The sequence below is a fragment of the Halomonas alkalicola genome, assembly GCF_030704205.1.
In the GTDB taxonomy this organism is placed as follows: Bacteria; Pseudomonadota; Gammaproteobacteria; order Pseudomonadales; family Halomonadaceae; genus Halomonas; species Halomonas alkalicola.
Genome location: NZ_CP131913.1, coordinates 1,279,268 through 1,293,256, shown reverse-complemented (window position 1 = coordinate 1,293,256; position 13,989 = coordinate 1,279,268). Strand labels below are relative to the sequence as shown.

General features: G+C 66.7%; 13 protein-coding genes and 1 pseudogene. 2 read left to right on the top strand and 12 right to left on the bottom strand.

Annotated features, from left to right (window positions below):
- Positions 1-44: 44 nt before the first annotated feature.
- The 12 genes from B6N23_RS06135 to B6N23_RS06080 all read right to left on the bottom strand — a co-directional run bounded on the left by B6N23_RS06135 (position 45) and on the right by B6N23_RS06080 (position 12,985).
- Positions 45-1,139, bottom strand: coding sequence for a CobW family GTP-binding protein (locus tag B6N23_RS06135; protein WP_305502867.1), 1,095 nt, complete (start codon positions 1,137-1,139; stop codon positions 45-47).
- Positions 1,140-1,142: 3 nt separating this feature from the next.
- Positions 1,143-2,363, bottom strand: a complete 1,221-nt coding sequence (gene zigA / locus B6N23_RS06130) for a zinc metallochaperone GTPase ZigA (protein ID WP_305502866.1) — start codon at positions 2,361-2,363, stop codon at positions 1,143-1,145.
- Entirely contained in the window at positions 2,363-2,791 is a 429-nt protein-coding gene (locus tag B6N23_RS06125) for a TraR/DksA family transcriptional regulator (RefSeq protein WP_302141401.1), read from the bottom strand. The genes zigA and B6N23_RS06125 overlap by 1 nt, the downstream gene beginning before the upstream one ends.
- A gap of 18 nt (positions 2,792-2,809) precedes the next feature.
- Positions 2,810-3,472: a DUF1826 domain-containing protein gene (locus tag B6N23_RS06120; RefSeq protein ID WP_302141403.1), complete on the bottom strand. Its 663-nt coding sequence runs from the start codon at positions 3,470-3,472 to the stop codon at positions 2,810-2,812.
- A gap of 151 nt (positions 3,473-3,623) precedes the next feature.
- A complete protein-coding gene (locus tag B6N23_RS06115; protein ID WP_305502864.1) occupies positions 3,624-4,961 on the bottom strand; it encodes a TRAP transporter large permease in 1,338 nt (445 codons plus the stop codon).
- Entirely contained in the window at positions 4,958-5,461 is a 504-nt protein-coding gene (locus tag B6N23_RS06110; protein WP_305502863.1) for a TRAP transporter small permease subunit, read from the bottom strand. Before B6N23_RS06110 ends, B6N23_RS06115 begins: the two co-directional genes overlap by 4 nt.
- 66 nt (positions 5,462-5,527) lie before the next feature.
- A complete protein-coding gene (gene dctP / locus B6N23_RS06105; protein WP_305502861.1) occupies positions 5,528-6,637 on the bottom strand; it encodes a TRAP transporter substrate-binding protein DctP in 1,110 nt (369 codons plus the stop codon).
- A gap of 167 nt (positions 6,638-6,804) precedes the next feature.
- Positions 6,805-7,371, bottom strand: coding sequence for a LuxR C-terminal-related transcriptional regulator (locus tag B6N23_RS06100; protein ID WP_169957647.1), 567 nt, complete (start codon positions 7,369-7,371; stop codon positions 6,805-6,807).
- A 31-nt stretch (positions 7,372-7,402) separates the two neighbouring features.
- The gene (locus tag B6N23_RS06095) at positions 7,403-8,197 is read right to left on the bottom strand and encodes a 3-hydroxybutyrate dehydrogenase (protein WP_305502859.1); all 795 of its coding nucleotides are present in this window, start codon (positions 8,195-8,197) and stop codon (positions 7,403-7,405) included.
- Between the two features lie 77 nt (positions 8,198-8,274).
- On the bottom strand, positions 8,275-9,441 hold the full coding sequence (locus B6N23_RS06090; protein ID WP_305502858.1) for an acetyl-CoA acetyltransferase: 1,167 nt from the start codon (positions 9,439-9,441) through the stop codon (positions 8,275-8,277).
- Complete coding sequence (locus tag B6N23_RS06085) at positions 9,438-10,970, bottom strand: AMP-binding protein (protein ID WP_305502856.1); 1,533 nt, start codon at positions 10,968-10,970, stop codon at positions 9,438-9,440. Before B6N23_RS06085 ends, B6N23_RS06090 begins: the two co-directional genes overlap by 4 nt.
- A 275-nt stretch (positions 10,971-11,245) precedes the next feature.
- Complete coding sequence (locus B6N23_RS06080) at positions 11,246-12,985, bottom strand: isocitrate/isopropylmalate family dehydrogenase (protein ID WP_305502854.1); 1,740 nt, start codon at positions 12,983-12,985, stop codon at positions 11,246-11,248.
- An 84-nt stretch (positions 12,986-13,069) separates the two neighbouring features.
- Here B6N23_RS06080 and B6N23_RS17110 point away from each other — a divergent pair, with 84 nt between their 5' ends.
- Together B6N23_RS17110 and B6N23_RS17105 are read left to right on the top strand one after the other, a co-directional pair.
- Complete coding sequence (locus B6N23_RS17110) at positions 13,070-13,444, top strand: IS5 family transposase (RefSeq protein ID WP_439649837.1); 375 nt, start codon at positions 13,070-13,072, stop codon at positions 13,442-13,444.
- Positions 13,390-13,827: pseudogene (locus B6N23_RS17105) on the top strand (IS5 family transposase); the annotation flags it as partial. The gene B6N23_RS17110 and the pseudogene B6N23_RS17105, both read left to right, overlap by 55 nt.
- Positions 13,828-13,989: the final 162 nt, after the last annotated feature.

The window sequence follows — 13,989 nt, the reverse complement described above, 5'->3', positions numbered from 1 at the left end:
GCTGAAAAGCATCATGCGCCTTTTTTGTCGTCCTCCTGGGCGGTTTACGGCGGCGTTGGGCTCTGCTCGGCCTGGGGGGCCTGGAAGTAGTCGAACAGCCGGGTCACGGCCTCGGGCGCCACGCCATTGGTGATAAAGACGAAGCGCGAGACCCCGTCTGGGCAGGCCTCCGCTGGCAGCGTCACCGGCGGGTGGAAGATATTCTGCACGCCGTGCAGCGCCAGCGGCTGCTCGCGCCCGGCAATCTTCACGATGGCCTTCACCCGCAGAATCTTCTCGCCCAGCAGCGACATCAGCAGGTCCAGCCAGTCCTCCAGCACCTCAGGTTCGATGGGGTGCTCGACGGTGAAGCAGAAGGAGCGGATCTGCTCGCCGTGGCGGGTGAGCGTCGGGTAGGACGCGGGCGCCATCATCGAGACCAGGGCGCCCTGTGTCGGCGGTGAGATGCCCGCGGCGGGTGAGACCTGAGAATAGGAGGCCGCACGCAGCCAATGGTCGGCGCGCCGCCCCTGGGCGGGCAAGCCGCCGCCGATGACATGCTCGGCCGCCAGCTCGCCATGGCACACCTGCAGCTGTTCGGCGGCCGGGTTGATCGTCGCCAGCTGGCAGGCCAGCCGTGACAGCTGCTCCTCATCCACCAGGTCCGTCTTGGTCAGCAGCAGCCGGTCGGCAATCGCCGCCTGGCGCTGGGATTCGCGATGGGCGTTCAGGGTCGAGACGCCGTTGGCCGCATCCACCAGGCAGACCACGCCGTCCAGGCGAAAGCGGTGGGCGAGCCAGTGGTCGGTCATCAGGGTGTGCAGGATGGGTGCCGGGTCGGCCAGGCCGGTGGTCTCGATGAGCATCCGCGAGATCGGCCGGCCCCCGTCGCGCTCAATCGCCTCCCAGGCCTGCTGGACGCTTCGGCTCAGGTCGCCGCGGATGGTGCAGCAGAGGCAGCCGCTGCTCATCTCCACCACGCTGTGCTCGTCGCCCTTGGCGACCAGCCGATGGTCGAGGCCGATATCGCCGAACTCGTTGATCACCACCAGCGCATCGCGCATGGCGGGCTGGCGCACCAGGTGGTTGAGCAGGGTGGTCTTGCCGCTGCCGAGAAAGCCGGTCAGCACCGTGACCGGCGTGAGGTCTGCGTCGTGCATGGCTTACTCCCAGGCGGGGAAGGGGTCGGGCAGCGCTTGCCATGCGTCCTTGCCGGCCAGCAGCTCCTCCTCGCTGAGCAGGCAGGCGTCCAGGGCCTGGCGGATGCGGGCCTCGTCGAGGTTCTGGCCGATGAAGACCAGCTCCTGGCGCATGTCGCCGAAGGGCTCCTGCCACTTGTCGAGGATGGCGGCGCGGTAGTCGGGGTCCTCCGGCCAGCGCGACTCGGGTACCGCCTTCCAGAACATGCCGGCAAAGCCGTAGTGGGCGATGCCGCCGGCCTGGCTCCACTGGCCGGCGAACTGCGGTCGGGTGGCCAGCCAGAAGAAGCCCTTGGAGCGCAGCAGCCTGCCGCCGAACCAGTCGCCATGCAGCAGCTCGAAGAACTTCTGCGGGTGGAAGGGGCGCCGGGCATGGTAGGCGAAACTCGAGATGCCGTACTCCTCGGTCTCCGGCACGTGCTCGCCGCGCAGCTCCTTGAGCCAGCCCGGCGCCTGCTGGGCGCGCTCGAAGCTGAAGCGGCCGGTGTCGAGCACCTTCTCCAGCCGCACCTGGCCGTGGGTGATGGGGATCAGCTCGGCCTCGGGGTTGAGCGAGCGCAGCACGGCGGTGAGCTCGTCGAGCTGGGCCGGCGTGAGCAGGTCGCTCTTGCTGATCAGCAGCACGTCGCAGAACTCGATCTGGTCCACCAGCAGGTCGGCGACGTTGCGCTCGTCCTCCTCGCCCAGGCTCTCGCCCGCCTCGGCCAGGGACTGCGCCTCGCGGTACTGGGTAAGGAAGTTGGCGCCGTCGACCACGGTGACCATGGTGTCGAGGCGAGCGACATCCGAGAGGCTTCGGCCCTCTTCGTCGGCGAAGGTGAAGGTCTCGGCCACCGGCAGCGGCTCGGAGATGCCGGTGGATTCGATCACCAGGGTGTCGAAGCGCCCCTCTTCGGCGAGCCGGCGCACCTCGATCAGCAGGTCCTCGCGGAGGGTGCAGCAGATGCAGCCGTTGCTCATCTCCACCAGCCGCTCCTCGGCGCGGTTGAGGGTCACCTCCTCCTCGTCGCCGGGGGCGCCGCGCACCAGGGCGGCATCGATGTTGACCTCGCTCATGTCGTTGACGATGACCGCCACCCGGCGGCCTTCGCGGTTGGCGAGAATATGGTTGAGCAGGGTGGTCTTGCCGGCGCCCAGAAAGCCGGAGAGCACGGTCACCGGCAGGGGCGTGTGCAGGGATGTCATCAGCCTTCACCTCGGGTCTTGCGGTAGTGGTTCTCGCGCTGTTCCTGGCGCTCCTTGGCCTCCAGGCAGAGCTTGGCGGTGGGTCGCAGCAGCAGCCTGGGGAGACCGATCGGCTCGCCGGTCTCCGCGCAGTAGCCGTAGTCGTCCGCGTCGATACGGCGCAGGGCCGCCTCGATATTGGCCAGCAGGCGGGTCTCGCGGTCGGCCTGGCGCAGCTGCAGGCGTAGCTCCTCCTCGAAGGCCGCCTGGTCCAGCTCGTCGCTGTCGCGCTCATGGGAGGCCATGGCGGCGCGCACCTCGCGCAGGTGCTCTTCTACCTGCGCCTTCTCCTCGAGCAGCCGGTCGCGAAAAAAGGCCAGCTGCTCGTCGTTCATGTAGTCGTCGTCGGGCATCGCCAGCAGGCGCGCCTCTTCGGGGGTATAGGGCATGGTGGTCTCTTGCTGGCGTCAGGCGGGGTCGATGGTCAGCAGAAGGCGCTTCTGCCCCTCGATCAGTGCGGGGCTGCGGTGCACCAGAGCGCGGTACTCGTTGCCCTCCCAGCCGCCCCCCTTGAGCAGGGCCAGGTCGCCCGCCTCGAGTCGCTGGATGGCATCGGGGTCGCGCACGATCTCCGGCTTGCTCGCCGAGGGGGCGCCCAGGCCTTCGCGGTTGACGGCCTCCTCGGGGAGCCACTCGCTGCCCGGGCCGTGATAGGTGGTCACCAGGCGCACCGGCAGGTTGTCGACGTGGAAGCGCGGGCACATGGCGGCGTCCAGCAGGCGCAGGCGGATGCCCACCGTATCGGTATCGAACAGGTAGGCCATGGCCTCGGCCAGCAGTTGGACGTCCTCCACCAGGGCGCCGGCCGCCTCGGGAGCGGGCAGCCGCTTGAGCAGATCGGCGCGCAGATCGTCACCGGGTTGGCCCAGCCAGGCCAGCTGCCAGGCGCGCTCGGTCTGGCACTGGGCCTGGACGCTCTGCTGCAGCGCCGCCGAGAGGCGCCGGCGCATGACGGCAATGTTGATGTCGTCCTCGAAGATGCGCGGCAGGACATCGATTTCGTCACCCAGGGCCAGGTGGCGGGTAAACCCCGCATCGGAAAGGGGAGCAGAAAGAGCGGGTGTCGGCATGAGATGACTCCACGGCGCCAAAATTTAGAGATGTTATAACGTATCTTTTTTGGGCGTCGAAGCCAAGCGCGCAGTGTGACGGTAACCGAGATGAAAGAGCGCCCGCCATGCAGGGCATGGCGGGCGCTCGGTGTGGCCGGCGGGGCGCGGCTCAGTAGCCGAGCAGCGCCGAGGGTAGGCCGGTGATCAGCACCGGGAAGAAGGCCATCAGCACACAGGCCAGCAGGATCAGCGCCACGAAGGGCAGCACCGCCTTGTAGAGATCGACGATCTCCACCCCCTTCGGCGCCACCCCCTTCATATAGAAGAGCGCATAGCCGAACGGCGGGGTGAGGAAGGAGGTCTGCAGCACCACCGCCACCATCACCACGAACCACAGCAGCACGTCGACGCCCAGCTGCTGGACGATCGGCAGCATGATCGGGAAGCTCAGCAGCACGATGCCGGTCCAGTCCAGGAACATGCCCAGCAGGAAGACCAGGAACAGCATGAAGATCAGCGCGCCCACGGTGCCGCCGGGCATCGCCATGACCAGATCGCTGATCACCGTCATGCCGCCGCCGCGGGAGAAGACCCCGGTGAAGGCGGTGGCGCCCACCAGCACCAGCATCACCATGGTGGTGGTCTTGCCGGCATCGATCAGCGTCTTGAAGCAGGTCGATAGCTTGCGGTCGCCGAAGATCAGGAACAGCAGGAAGGCGATGCCCACGCCGATGGCCGAGGCCTCGGTGGCGGTGGCCACGCCGGTGAACAGCGCGCCCAGCACGCCGAGGATCAGCGACATGGGCGGCAGCACGTACTTGGCCAGCATGACCAGCAGCTGGCCGGTGGAGACCTCGGCGCGCTCCGCGGCGGGCACCGGCGGGCCGTAGCTCGGCTTGACGAAGCAGATCACCAGCACGTAGAGGGCATACATCGCGCCCAGCATCACGCCCGGCACCAGGGCGCCGGCGAACAGCGCGCCCACCGAGACCGGCGAGTAGCTGGCCATCAGGATCAGCATGATGCTCGGCGGGATCAGGATGCCCAGGCAGCCGCTGGCCATGATCACCCCGGTGCTGAGCTCCTTGTTGTAGCCGTACTTGAGCATCGGGGCGAGGGCGATCATGCCCATCACCGCGATGGAGGCGCCGACGATGCCGGTGGTGGCGGCCAGCAGCACCGAGACGATGACCACGGTGAGCGCCAGGCCGCCGCGCAGGTTGGCCATCAGCAGGCGCATCGCCTCGAACATCTTCTCGGTGACGCCGGAATCGTTGAGGAAGCGCGCCATCAGCACGAACAGGGGAATGGCCACCAGGACATAGTTGTCCATGGCGTTGCCGTAGATGTTGTTGATGATGGTGCCGAGCACGCGCTCGCCGGGGCCCAGGTAGGCGCCGATGACGGCGACGCCGCCCAGCACGAAGGCCAGTGGATGGCCCATGAACAGGCCGATCAGCAGCCCGCCGAACATCACCAGGGTGAGCAGTTCGGGACTCAGGTTCATGCGGCTCTCTCCTCCCGCAGCTGCTGGATGGCGCGAATGACGATGGCGATGGCCTGGAGCAGGATCAGCACGGCGGCCACCACGATGACGCCCTTGATGGGGTAGACCGGGATCGACACCACCCCGTAGGTGGTCTCGCCGCGGCTGTAGGAGCGCATGAAGAAGCTCCAGCCGAGCGTCAGCATCATGTAGATGAAGGGCACGAAGAAGATCAGGTAGCCGAGAATTTCCAGCGCCGCCTGCTTGCGGCGGGAGAGCAGGCGCTTGAGCACGTCGACCTCGACGTGGGCGTGATGGCGCAGGCCGTAGGCGGCCATCAGCATGAAATGGGCACCGAACAGCATCTTGGTGATGTCGAAGGCCCAGTCGCTGGGGCGTCCGGCAAAGTAGCGCAGGCCGATGTCATAGAGGACGATCAGCGTGATCACGGCGATCAGCGGCGCGATGAGCCGCCCGAGCGCCTCGTTGAGCGTATCGATCGCCTTGGCAATCGCATTCATGGGAACAGTCTCCGACGTCGGAACGCAGGCCGCCCCGGTGGGGTCACCGGGGCGGCGGCAGGGGCCTTACAGGCAGGCTTCGATCTCTTCCAGGGACGGCAGATTGTCCATGGTGCGGCTCATGTTGAACGGCGCGGAGAGATCACGCCAGTTGGCGTAATGATCCATATAGCTAAGCATCGAATGCAGCACCTTGGCGTAGGTAGGATCTTCGCAGGCGCCGCGCAGGTAGACCTCGTTGGTGATCTCCTGGATGCGTGCCAGGTCCTCGTCGGAGAAGGTGTTGATCTCGACGCCGGCGTCGATGAACTTCTGGGTGGCGTCGGTGGACTCGCGCTCGGACCAGGCCAGGGCCCAGGCCATGGTGGCGTCGGCGGCGATCTTCAGCTTTTCCTGGGGCTCCTCGGAGAGGGCGTCCCAGGCGTCGCGGTTGATCATCACGCCGAACACGCTGGCGGACTGGTGCCAGCCGGGGGTGGCCCAGTAGTCGGCGACCTCGGCGAAGCCGGCGTTGTAGTCGACGCCCGGGGTGGAGAACTCGCCGGCATCGATCACGCCGCGCTCGATGGCCTGGTAGACCTCGCCGCCGGCCAGGGTCACCTGGGAGCCGCCGAGCTGCTCCAGGATGCGGCCCTGATCGCGACCGCCAAGACGCAGACGTTTGCCCTCGAAGTCGGCCAGGGTCTCGATCTTGGTACGCCCGATAAAGCCGGTCTCGTTGTTGAGAATGGCGTAGGGAAGGTAGTGGATATTGAACTGGTTATAGACCTCCTGGTAGAGCTCATAGCCGCCCCAGTGCTGGATCCAGTTCAGGTAGTCGACGGCGTTGAAGAGGCTCGCCGTGGTGCCCAGCAGGGCGAAGGCGGGGGAGCGCCCTGCCCAGTAGACGCCGGTCTCCCCGGCGGCTTCGATGCTGCCGGTCTCGGTGGCATCGAACACCTCGCCGGGCGGCATCAGGGTGCCGCCGGCGCGGAATTCGATCTCGATGTCGTCACCGGCGATCCGGTGCACGGTATCGACCCAGCGGCGGTCCGCCTCGATCAGCGCCAGGCTGTCCGGCCAGGTGGTGGTCATGGTCCAGCGCGCCTTGTCGGCGACGGCCTGGGTGGAAACGGTGGCGAGCGCCATGGCGGCAGCCAGAGAGCAGGTGGCAAGCAGGTGAGGGTGCTTGTTCATGACGTGATCCTTGTAATTATTGGGTCGGTAACGGGTGACATTGGCGGGCCGGTTGGCCTGCGTTTCACGCCTGGTTCTCATCCTAGGCAGCGGTACCCCGCGCCGATATACGTAGTACTACGTACCGGGCTGCGTAGATGGTCCTGCCTCGTCGGTGCGCTTCATCGTCATGAGAGCTGGATGATGCGTGAGACCATCTCCGCGGTGTTGCGGCAGTCAAGTTTCTTCATGATGCGCGCCCGGTGGGTCTCGACGGTGCGATGGGAGATGCCCAGCTCCCGGGCGATCTCCTTGCAGGTCAGACCGTTGGCGATGAAGCCGGAAATTTCCCGCTCGCGCATGGAGAGCTGGTTTTCCGCCTGGGGGCGCACATCGATCTTGATGAAGGTCCACACCGCCAGATCGAACGGCGCCTCCGGCGTCAGGGTGCGCCCGCGGGTCTTGGCCCAGAAGACCTCCCCCGAGCGGGTCTGCATGAAGCGCTCGTCGGCGTAGTTGGGCGTCCTGAGCATCTCCTTGTAGCCGCGATCGCCGATCGTCTTGAAGTCGGCGAAGCTCGGGTAGAGCTTGAGCATCAGCTGGCCGATCAGCTCGCTGCGCGGATACTCGAAGAGCTCGCAGAAGGCGTGGTTGCACTCCAGGATGCGACGCTTCTGGGTGACCACGATGGCGCTGGCCGAATGCTCGAAGGCCAGCGCCATCAGCTCGCGCCCCATGGGCGGTGAGGTCGTCATTGGGCGTGGTACCTCCCCTGGCGGTGATGCGCTAGACGCAGGTCCAGCCGCCGTCGATGGGCATGGCGGTGCCGGTGATGTGGCGGGCCGACTCGCCGCCCAGGAACAGCGCGAGTTCCGCCACGTGGGCCGGGGGAATCAGGCCGCCGTCCGGCTGCTTCTCCGAGACCAGGTGACGGATCGCCTCCTGCCGGCTGCTGCCGAGCCGCTGCTGTCGCGCCTCGATCTGCGGCGCGATGATGGGCGTGTCGGTCCAACCCGGACAGATGGCGTTCACCGTGATGCCCTGGCCGGCGGTCTCCAGCGCCACCTCCCGGGTGAAACCTACCACGCCGTGCTTGGCGGCCACGTAGGCCGACTTGTCCACCGAGGCCACCAGGCCATGCACCGAGGCCAGGTTGATGACGCGCCCCCAGCCCTTGCGGCGCATGTCGACGAGCGCCTGCTTGGTGCAGTGGTACACGGCCACCAGGTTGATGGCGGTGATCGATTCCCAGAGATCATCGGGGAAGTCGGCGATGGGGGAGGTCTTCTGGATGGCGGCGTTGTTGACCAGCACATCGACGTCACGCTGCTCCTCACGGAGCCGGGCAAACATGGCGTGAATCTCCTGCCGGCTGCCCAGGTCGGCCTGCTGGTAGCAGACCTCGCGGGCTCCGACCGAGAGCAGCTGGGCCTTGAGGGCGGCGACCGTCTCCTCATCGGCCGCCACCCGGTCATGGATGATGATGCCGGTCCCCTGGCGAGCGTAGGCCAGGCAGATGGCGGAGCCAATGCCGCCCAGGGCGCCGGTGACCAGCACGTTCTTGTCGTGAAGGTATGACATTGGGACTTTCCTCGCTTGTTATTGGAATGATGACGGGAAGCGTTGCCGAAGCCGCCGGCGCGTCACCGGCGGCAACGTCAGTCGGTGACGCGCTCCAGCAGGCTGGCGTAGTTGGCCACGCCCATGCCGCCGATGTTGAAGACGGCGGCCAGGCGGGCATCCGGTATCTGTACGCCGGTCGCCTCGCCGAGCAGCTGCCGGGCCGCCAGCACGTGCATGGAGACGCCGGTGGCCCCGACCGGGTGCCCCTTGGACTTGAGTCCGCCGGAGGGGTTGATCGGCAGCCTGCCGTCGGGCATCACCCAGCCCTCCTCGATGGCGCGGGCGCCCTGGCCGTGGGGGGCGAGTCCCATGGCCTCGTAGATCATCAGCTCGGCGATGGTGAAGCAGTCGTGCACCTCGGCCAGCGACAGCGCCTCCAGGCCGACGTTGCCCTCGGCGAGCAGCTGCTGCCAGGCGCGCTCGGCGCCCTCCAGGCGGGTGAGGTCGCGGCGGGCCAGCGGCATGAAATCGGTGACCTGCGCCCTGGCGCGGAAGCGCACCTGGCGAGGGCCGGCGGGGGCCGCCTCGGGGTGGGCGAGCACCAGGGCGGCGGCGCCGTCGGAGACCGGCGAGCAGTCGGTGCGCTTCAGCGGCGGGGCGACCACCGGGTTCTTGTCCGAGACCTTGCGGCAGAACTCGACCCCGAGATCATTCCTCAGCTGGGCGAGGGGGTTGTGGACGCCGTTGGCGTGGTTCTTGGCGGCGATGCGCGCCAGGGCCTCGGTGTGGTCGCCGAAGCGCTCGAAGTAGGCCCGGGCGACCTCGGCGAAGATCCCGGCGAAGCCGGCCTCGACGCCCTGGGACTCGGGCCGGTAGCTGGCACCGAGCAGCCCCTCGGCGATGGCGGCGGGGCTCGCCTCGGTCATCTTCTCGGCGCCGATCACCAGCACCCGCCGGGCCAGGCCGCCCTCGATCAGGTTGATCCCCTGATAGAGCGCCGCCGAGCCGCTGGCACAGGCGTTCTCGCAGCGGGTGGCGGGCTTGAAGCGCAGATCGGGGTCGGCCTGCAGCGCCAGCGAGGCGGGGAACTCCTGGGCACACATCCCGCTGTTGAACTGGCCGACATAGATGGCATCGATGTCGCGCGCCTCGACGCCGGCGTCGGCCAGGGCCGCACTGGCCGCCTCGCTGATCAGGGTTTCCAGGCTCGCCTCGAGCTTGCCAAACGGGCTGTGGGACATGCCGATGATGCGGGTCTTCATGAAGTGCTCTCCTGCTGTGGGCGGGCGAGGCGCTGCCTCAATGCTGTCTTGACGATCTTGCCGTAGGCGTTCTTGGGCAGCGACTCCAGGACCTCATAGCGCTTGGGGCGTTTGAAGCGGGCCATGCGCTCCAGGCAGTGCCGGTCCAGCTCGGCAGGGTCGAGCGGACGATGGAGCGAGACGAAGGCCACCACCTCCTCGCCCCACTCGGGGTGGGGGGTCCCGACCACCGAGGCCTCGTGGACGGCGGGGTGCTGCAGCAGCACCTCTTCCACCTCGCGCGGGTAGATGTTGGTGCCGCCGCTGATGATCACGTCCTTGACGCGATCGGTCAGGTAGAGAGTGCCGTCGACCTCCATGCGGCCGATGTCGCCGGTGCGCAGCCAGCCGTCGCGCAACGCCTCGCGGGTGGCCGCGGGGTTGTTCCAGTAGCCCAGCATCACGCTGTCGCCACGCACGCAGATCTCGCCTTCTTCGCCTGCAGGCAGCGGGTTGCCCTGGCGATCCTGGATGGCCACTTCCACCTGGGGGTGGGGGCGACCCACCGGCACCAGGGCCTGGCGATCAGCCGTTGTCTCGGCGGTCTCGGCGTAGGGCGCATGGGCCTCACGGTCCATCACCGAGATGGTCATGGGGCTCTCGCCCTGGCCGTAGATCTGCACGAGTCGGGGGCCGAAGGTGGCCAGGGCGTCGCGCAGGTCGCGCTCGTACATGGGGCCGCCGCCATAGACGATGGCCTGCAGGTGCTCGAGCGCCAGCGGCGTCGCCTCTGCCTCCAGGTGATCGACGAGCCGGCGGATCATGGTGGGGGCCAGGAACATGGCAAGCCCCGCGCGCTGGTTGACCAGGTCGACGAACTCGGCCTCGTCGAAGCCGGCGCTGGCGGGCACCAGGTTGGCGCAGCCTCGCATCAGGTAGGGAATCAGGTAGATGCCGGAGCCGTGGGAGAGCGGCGCGAAGTGCGCCAGCACGTGGTCGGTCTCGACGCGATCCACGTTGGTCAGGTAGCAGTTGGCCATGCAGGCGAGGTTGCCATGGGAGAGGGCGGCGCCCTTGGGTCGCCCGGTGGTGCCGCTGGTGTAGAAGATCCAGGCGGGATCGCGGGAGGCCCGGTGCAGCGGCTCGGCGAGGGGCTCGCCGTCGGCCGCGAAGCCGGGCGCGTCGAGCCTCAGCAGGACTGCCGGGCTGGCAAGCTCGGCGTCCGGGGTGCGGTCGCTGATCAGCAGCCGGCTGCCGCTGTCCTCGAGGATATAGTCGACCTCGCGCCAGTGCAGCTTGGCATTGATCGGCACGACCACCAGCCCGGCGTACCAGGTCGCGAGCAGGGCATCCAGATAGGCGGGCCGATTCTTCATGTAGATGGCCACCCGCTCGCCCGGGGTGAGCCCGAGCTTGACGAAGTGGCCCCCCAGGGCCTGTACCCGCGCTTGAAGCTGGGCGTAGGTGGCGTGGAGCGCCGCGCCATGATAGAGCGCAGGACGCGTTGGCCCGACCCGCGCGCTGTGGTCGAGGTAGTGGGCAATGTTCAAGGGATCTCTCCGCACTGTCTTGTCGTTGTGATTCGGGCATTCGCCGTATGCACCAAGACTAGAGGCCTCCCCTACGGATCGATATACGTAGTACTACGGATGCGATTCCGTATTAGGTCGCGAGTGGCGGGCGCGGTCAAACCTGCCCGCAGGGGGGGGGCGGCCGAGCGCGGGAACGGGGACATCGCTGGTTGGGCGTGGCGGGAAGGCGGCGGAGGATGCGGTCTTAGCGAAGGGGAGGCGGCCTCGCCTGGCAGGCGAGGCCGCTTGGCGGGTTACGCCGTCAGCCGGCTGGCCACGGCGTCGAGGAAGCCGTTCATGTCGACCAGGGTCTCGCTGGCCGGGTCGCGGGTCTTGCCCTTGAGGTCGCCGGTGATGATGCCGGCATCCACGGTGTCGATCAGCGCCGCCTTGAGGGCATGGGCGTAGTCGATCAGGGCGTTGTTCTCGTCGCGCTCGCCCAGGGTCTCCAGGGCGTTGGCCACGGCGAAGAGCAGGGCGGAGGAGTTGAAGTGCGCCTCCCGGCCGTCGGTCTCCAGGTACTTCAGGTAGAGGTCGTGGGCGGTGCCGTGGGGCGCCTCGAACAGCATGGTGCCGTCCTTGCTCTCGATGATCGAGCTGGCGGTGGCCAGGCTGCCGCCCAGGGCGGCGGAGATGTCGGAGAAGATGTCGCCGTCCAGGTTCTGCGCCGGGTAGAGGGCGTTGCGGGGCGGGTCGGTGATCATCTTGATGAGCTGGCTGGAGGGCCGCATGATCATGAACGACGGCGGTGGGGTGCCGGTCTCGGCGAGCTCGCGACGCACGTCGGTGATCGCCGTGCTGAACACCTCGTCGTACTCCATGTACTCGCGCTTGAGGCCGAAGTAGACCTCCTTGCCCTTGCGCGAGGCGTCGCGGAAGACCTGCAGGACCCAGTCCTTGATCGCCGCCTGGTCGTTGGACATCAGCAGGATGGCGTCGCCCTTCCTGACCCGGCGCGCGTGCTTCTCCTCGCCGTCGACGATCACCTTGAGGATGCCGTCTTCCGAAGCGGGGGCGTTGAAGCTGCCGTACTGGTCGCCGCCGCCGGCGCTCATGCGCGAGATGGAGACCTGGGCCTTGCGGTCGGGAATGCCGAAGCGCTTGAGCTCCTCCACCAGCTTGTAGAGCTTGCGGCCGGTGGTGTTGTCCGGCACCCCCCACAGGGCGCGCTCCGGCGGATTGGCCACCAGGCGGGCGGCTTGGGCGTCGATCAGTTCGTAGTGATAGGAGAGCCCCAGCGCTTCGACCTGCTCGCGGTAGTCGCGATCAAAGATCTCCTCGATGGCGGCCCGCATCACGCCGTCGTAGCCGGCGATGACGGTATCCTTGAGGCCCAGGTAGATGTCGCGTTTTTCGCCGATGGCGCGCTGGAAGAAGCGGTGGGCCCAGGCCTTCACGTCTTCCACATCGTTGGTGGCCAGCAGCCAGGGGTCGCCCTTGTTGACCTCGCGGCGGTGCAGTTCGACCGGGTCGCCGCTGGCTCCCACGAACATCAGCTTGACCACGCCGGTGGCCCGGGAGAGCTCGTTGAAGCTGTCCTTGATGCCGCCGGTCTCCATGGTGTCGACCTCGATGTCGCGGCCGATCCATTCGGGGCGCGAGAACTTGAGGTTGCGAAACTCGATGTCCTCGCGGGTGATGTTGCCGCCGATGCCCTTGCGGATGGCGCCGTTGGGCGATCTGGTGGCCAGCGGGTGGAGCTTGGTGCCGTCGATCTCGGGGTGCTTGGCGAGCAGCTCGCCGAGCTGGGTGCGGTTGACCGTCATGCCGGCGTTCTTGATCCCCACGCCGTGTTCCCTGAGCGCCTCGACCGCGTCGACGATCACCTGGCCGTTGGTGACCAGACGGTTCTCCGCCGAGAGGTCGATCTCCACCAGCGGAATGTCCAGCCGGGACGTCACGAAGGTCTCGAGGATCTTCTCGAAGGCCACCTGGGCCATCTCGTCGCCGTGCAGGATGACGAGAGGGGCGTCGACGCGGATCTTGTTGCTCATCACTCTTCCTTGTTCACTAGGGTGCGTTAACAATTGCTGATGGAGATCGGGCTGATTTAGAATATCAGCATTTTTCGGTGATCTATGCCTCGGCTAATGCTACGTGATGACCAATGGGAGCGCATCGAGCACATGCTCCCCGGCAAAGCTTCAGATCGCGGGGTGACGGCCAAGGACAATCGCTTGTTCGTGGAAGCCGTCCTGTGGATCGCCCGGACAGGCGCTCCCTGGCGTGATCTGCCCGACGCCTTCGGTCGCTGGCACACTGTCTACATGCGCTATAACCGGTGGTCTAAGAAGGGGGTCTGGCAGCAGGTTATCGACACATTAGCCGATGATCCCGACATGGAGCAGCTGATGATGATAGATGGCAGTATCGTCAAAGTTCATCAGCATGGGGCGGCAAAAAAAAAACGGCTCAGAGCACCGAAGCCATGGGGAAATCGCGTGGGGGATTGAGCACCAAGATCCACGCGGCGGTCGATGCCCTCGGCAACCCGGTACGGCTAATCCTCACACCGGGCCAAGCGTCTGAGTACGGAGCCGCCCCAGCGTTACTGGCGGGCTTTTCTCCAGCGGCGGTGCTTGGCGACAAGGGGTATGATTCCACCGCTTTGAGGGACATCATTCGAGCGGTGGGCGCCGAGCCGGTGATTCCGCCGAGAAAGAATCGCTTGGAATGCCCCGAGATAGATTGGCACTGTTACAAGGATCGCAACCTGGTAGAAAGGTTCTTCCAGAAAATCAAGCAGTTCAGGCGGCTGGCAACACGCTATGAGCGACTGGCGAGAAACTACCAGTCGCTACTCAACCTTGTATCCGCCGTCATATGGCTGGCCTAATTGTTAACGCTCCCTAGGGATCACTCTGTGGTAATCGTTGCGCTGATCGGCACCCTCCAAGGGTAACGTCCCGGGAAGAGGTGTAATTCAGACGGGAGGATGAGGTCACCATGGGCCTTCGATAAAGTTGCAAGTCGCCAAACACGCAACCAACCGAAGGAA

Bases quoted from the DNA above. Each gene is read 5' to 3' on its own strand.
- B6N23_RS06135 (WP_305502867.1), bottom strand. From the start codon at position 1,139: ATGCACGACGCAGACCTCACGCCGGTCACGGTGCTGACCGGCTTTCTC.
- zigA (WP_305502866.1), bottom strand. From the start codon at position 2,363: ATGACATCCCTGCACACGCCCCTGCCGGTGACCGTGCTCTCCGGCTTT.
- B6N23_RS06125 (WP_302141401.1), bottom strand. From the start codon at position 2,791: ATGCCCTATACCCCCGAAGAGGCGCGCCTGCTGGCGATGCCCGACGAC.
- B6N23_RS06120 (WP_302141403.1), bottom strand. From the start codon at position 3,472: ATGCCGACACCCGCTCTTTCTGCTCCCCTTTCCGATGCGGGGTTTACC.
- B6N23_RS06115 (WP_305502864.1), bottom strand. From the start codon at position 4,961: ATGAACCTGAGTCCCGAACTGCTCACCCTGGTGATGTTCGGCGGGCTG.
- B6N23_RS06110 (WP_305502863.1), bottom strand. From the start codon at position 5,461: ATGAATGCGATTGCCAAGGCGATCGATACGCTCAACGAGGCGCTCGGG.
- dctP (WP_305502861.1), bottom strand. From the start codon at position 6,637: ATGAACAAGCACCCTCACCTGCTTGCCACCTGCTCTCTGGCTGCCGCC.
- B6N23_RS06100 (WP_169957647.1), bottom strand. From the start codon at position 7,371: ATGACGACCTCACCGCCCATGGGGCGCGAGCTGATGGCGCTGGCCTTC.
- B6N23_RS06095 (WP_305502859.1), bottom strand. From the start codon at position 8,197: ATGTCATACCTTCACGACAAGAACGTGCTGGTCACCGGCGCCCTGGGC.
- B6N23_RS06090 (WP_305502858.1), bottom strand. From the start codon at position 9,441: ATGAAGACCCGCATCATCGGCATGTCCCACAGCCCGTTTGGCAAGCTC.
- B6N23_RS06080 (WP_305502854.1), bottom strand. From the start codon at position 12,985: ATGAGCAACAAGATCCGCGTCGACGCCCCTCTCGTCATCCTGCACGGC.
- B6N23_RS17110 (WP_439649837.1), top strand. From the start codon at position 13,070: ATGCCTCGGCTAATGCTACGTGATGACCAATGGGAGCGCATCGAGCAC.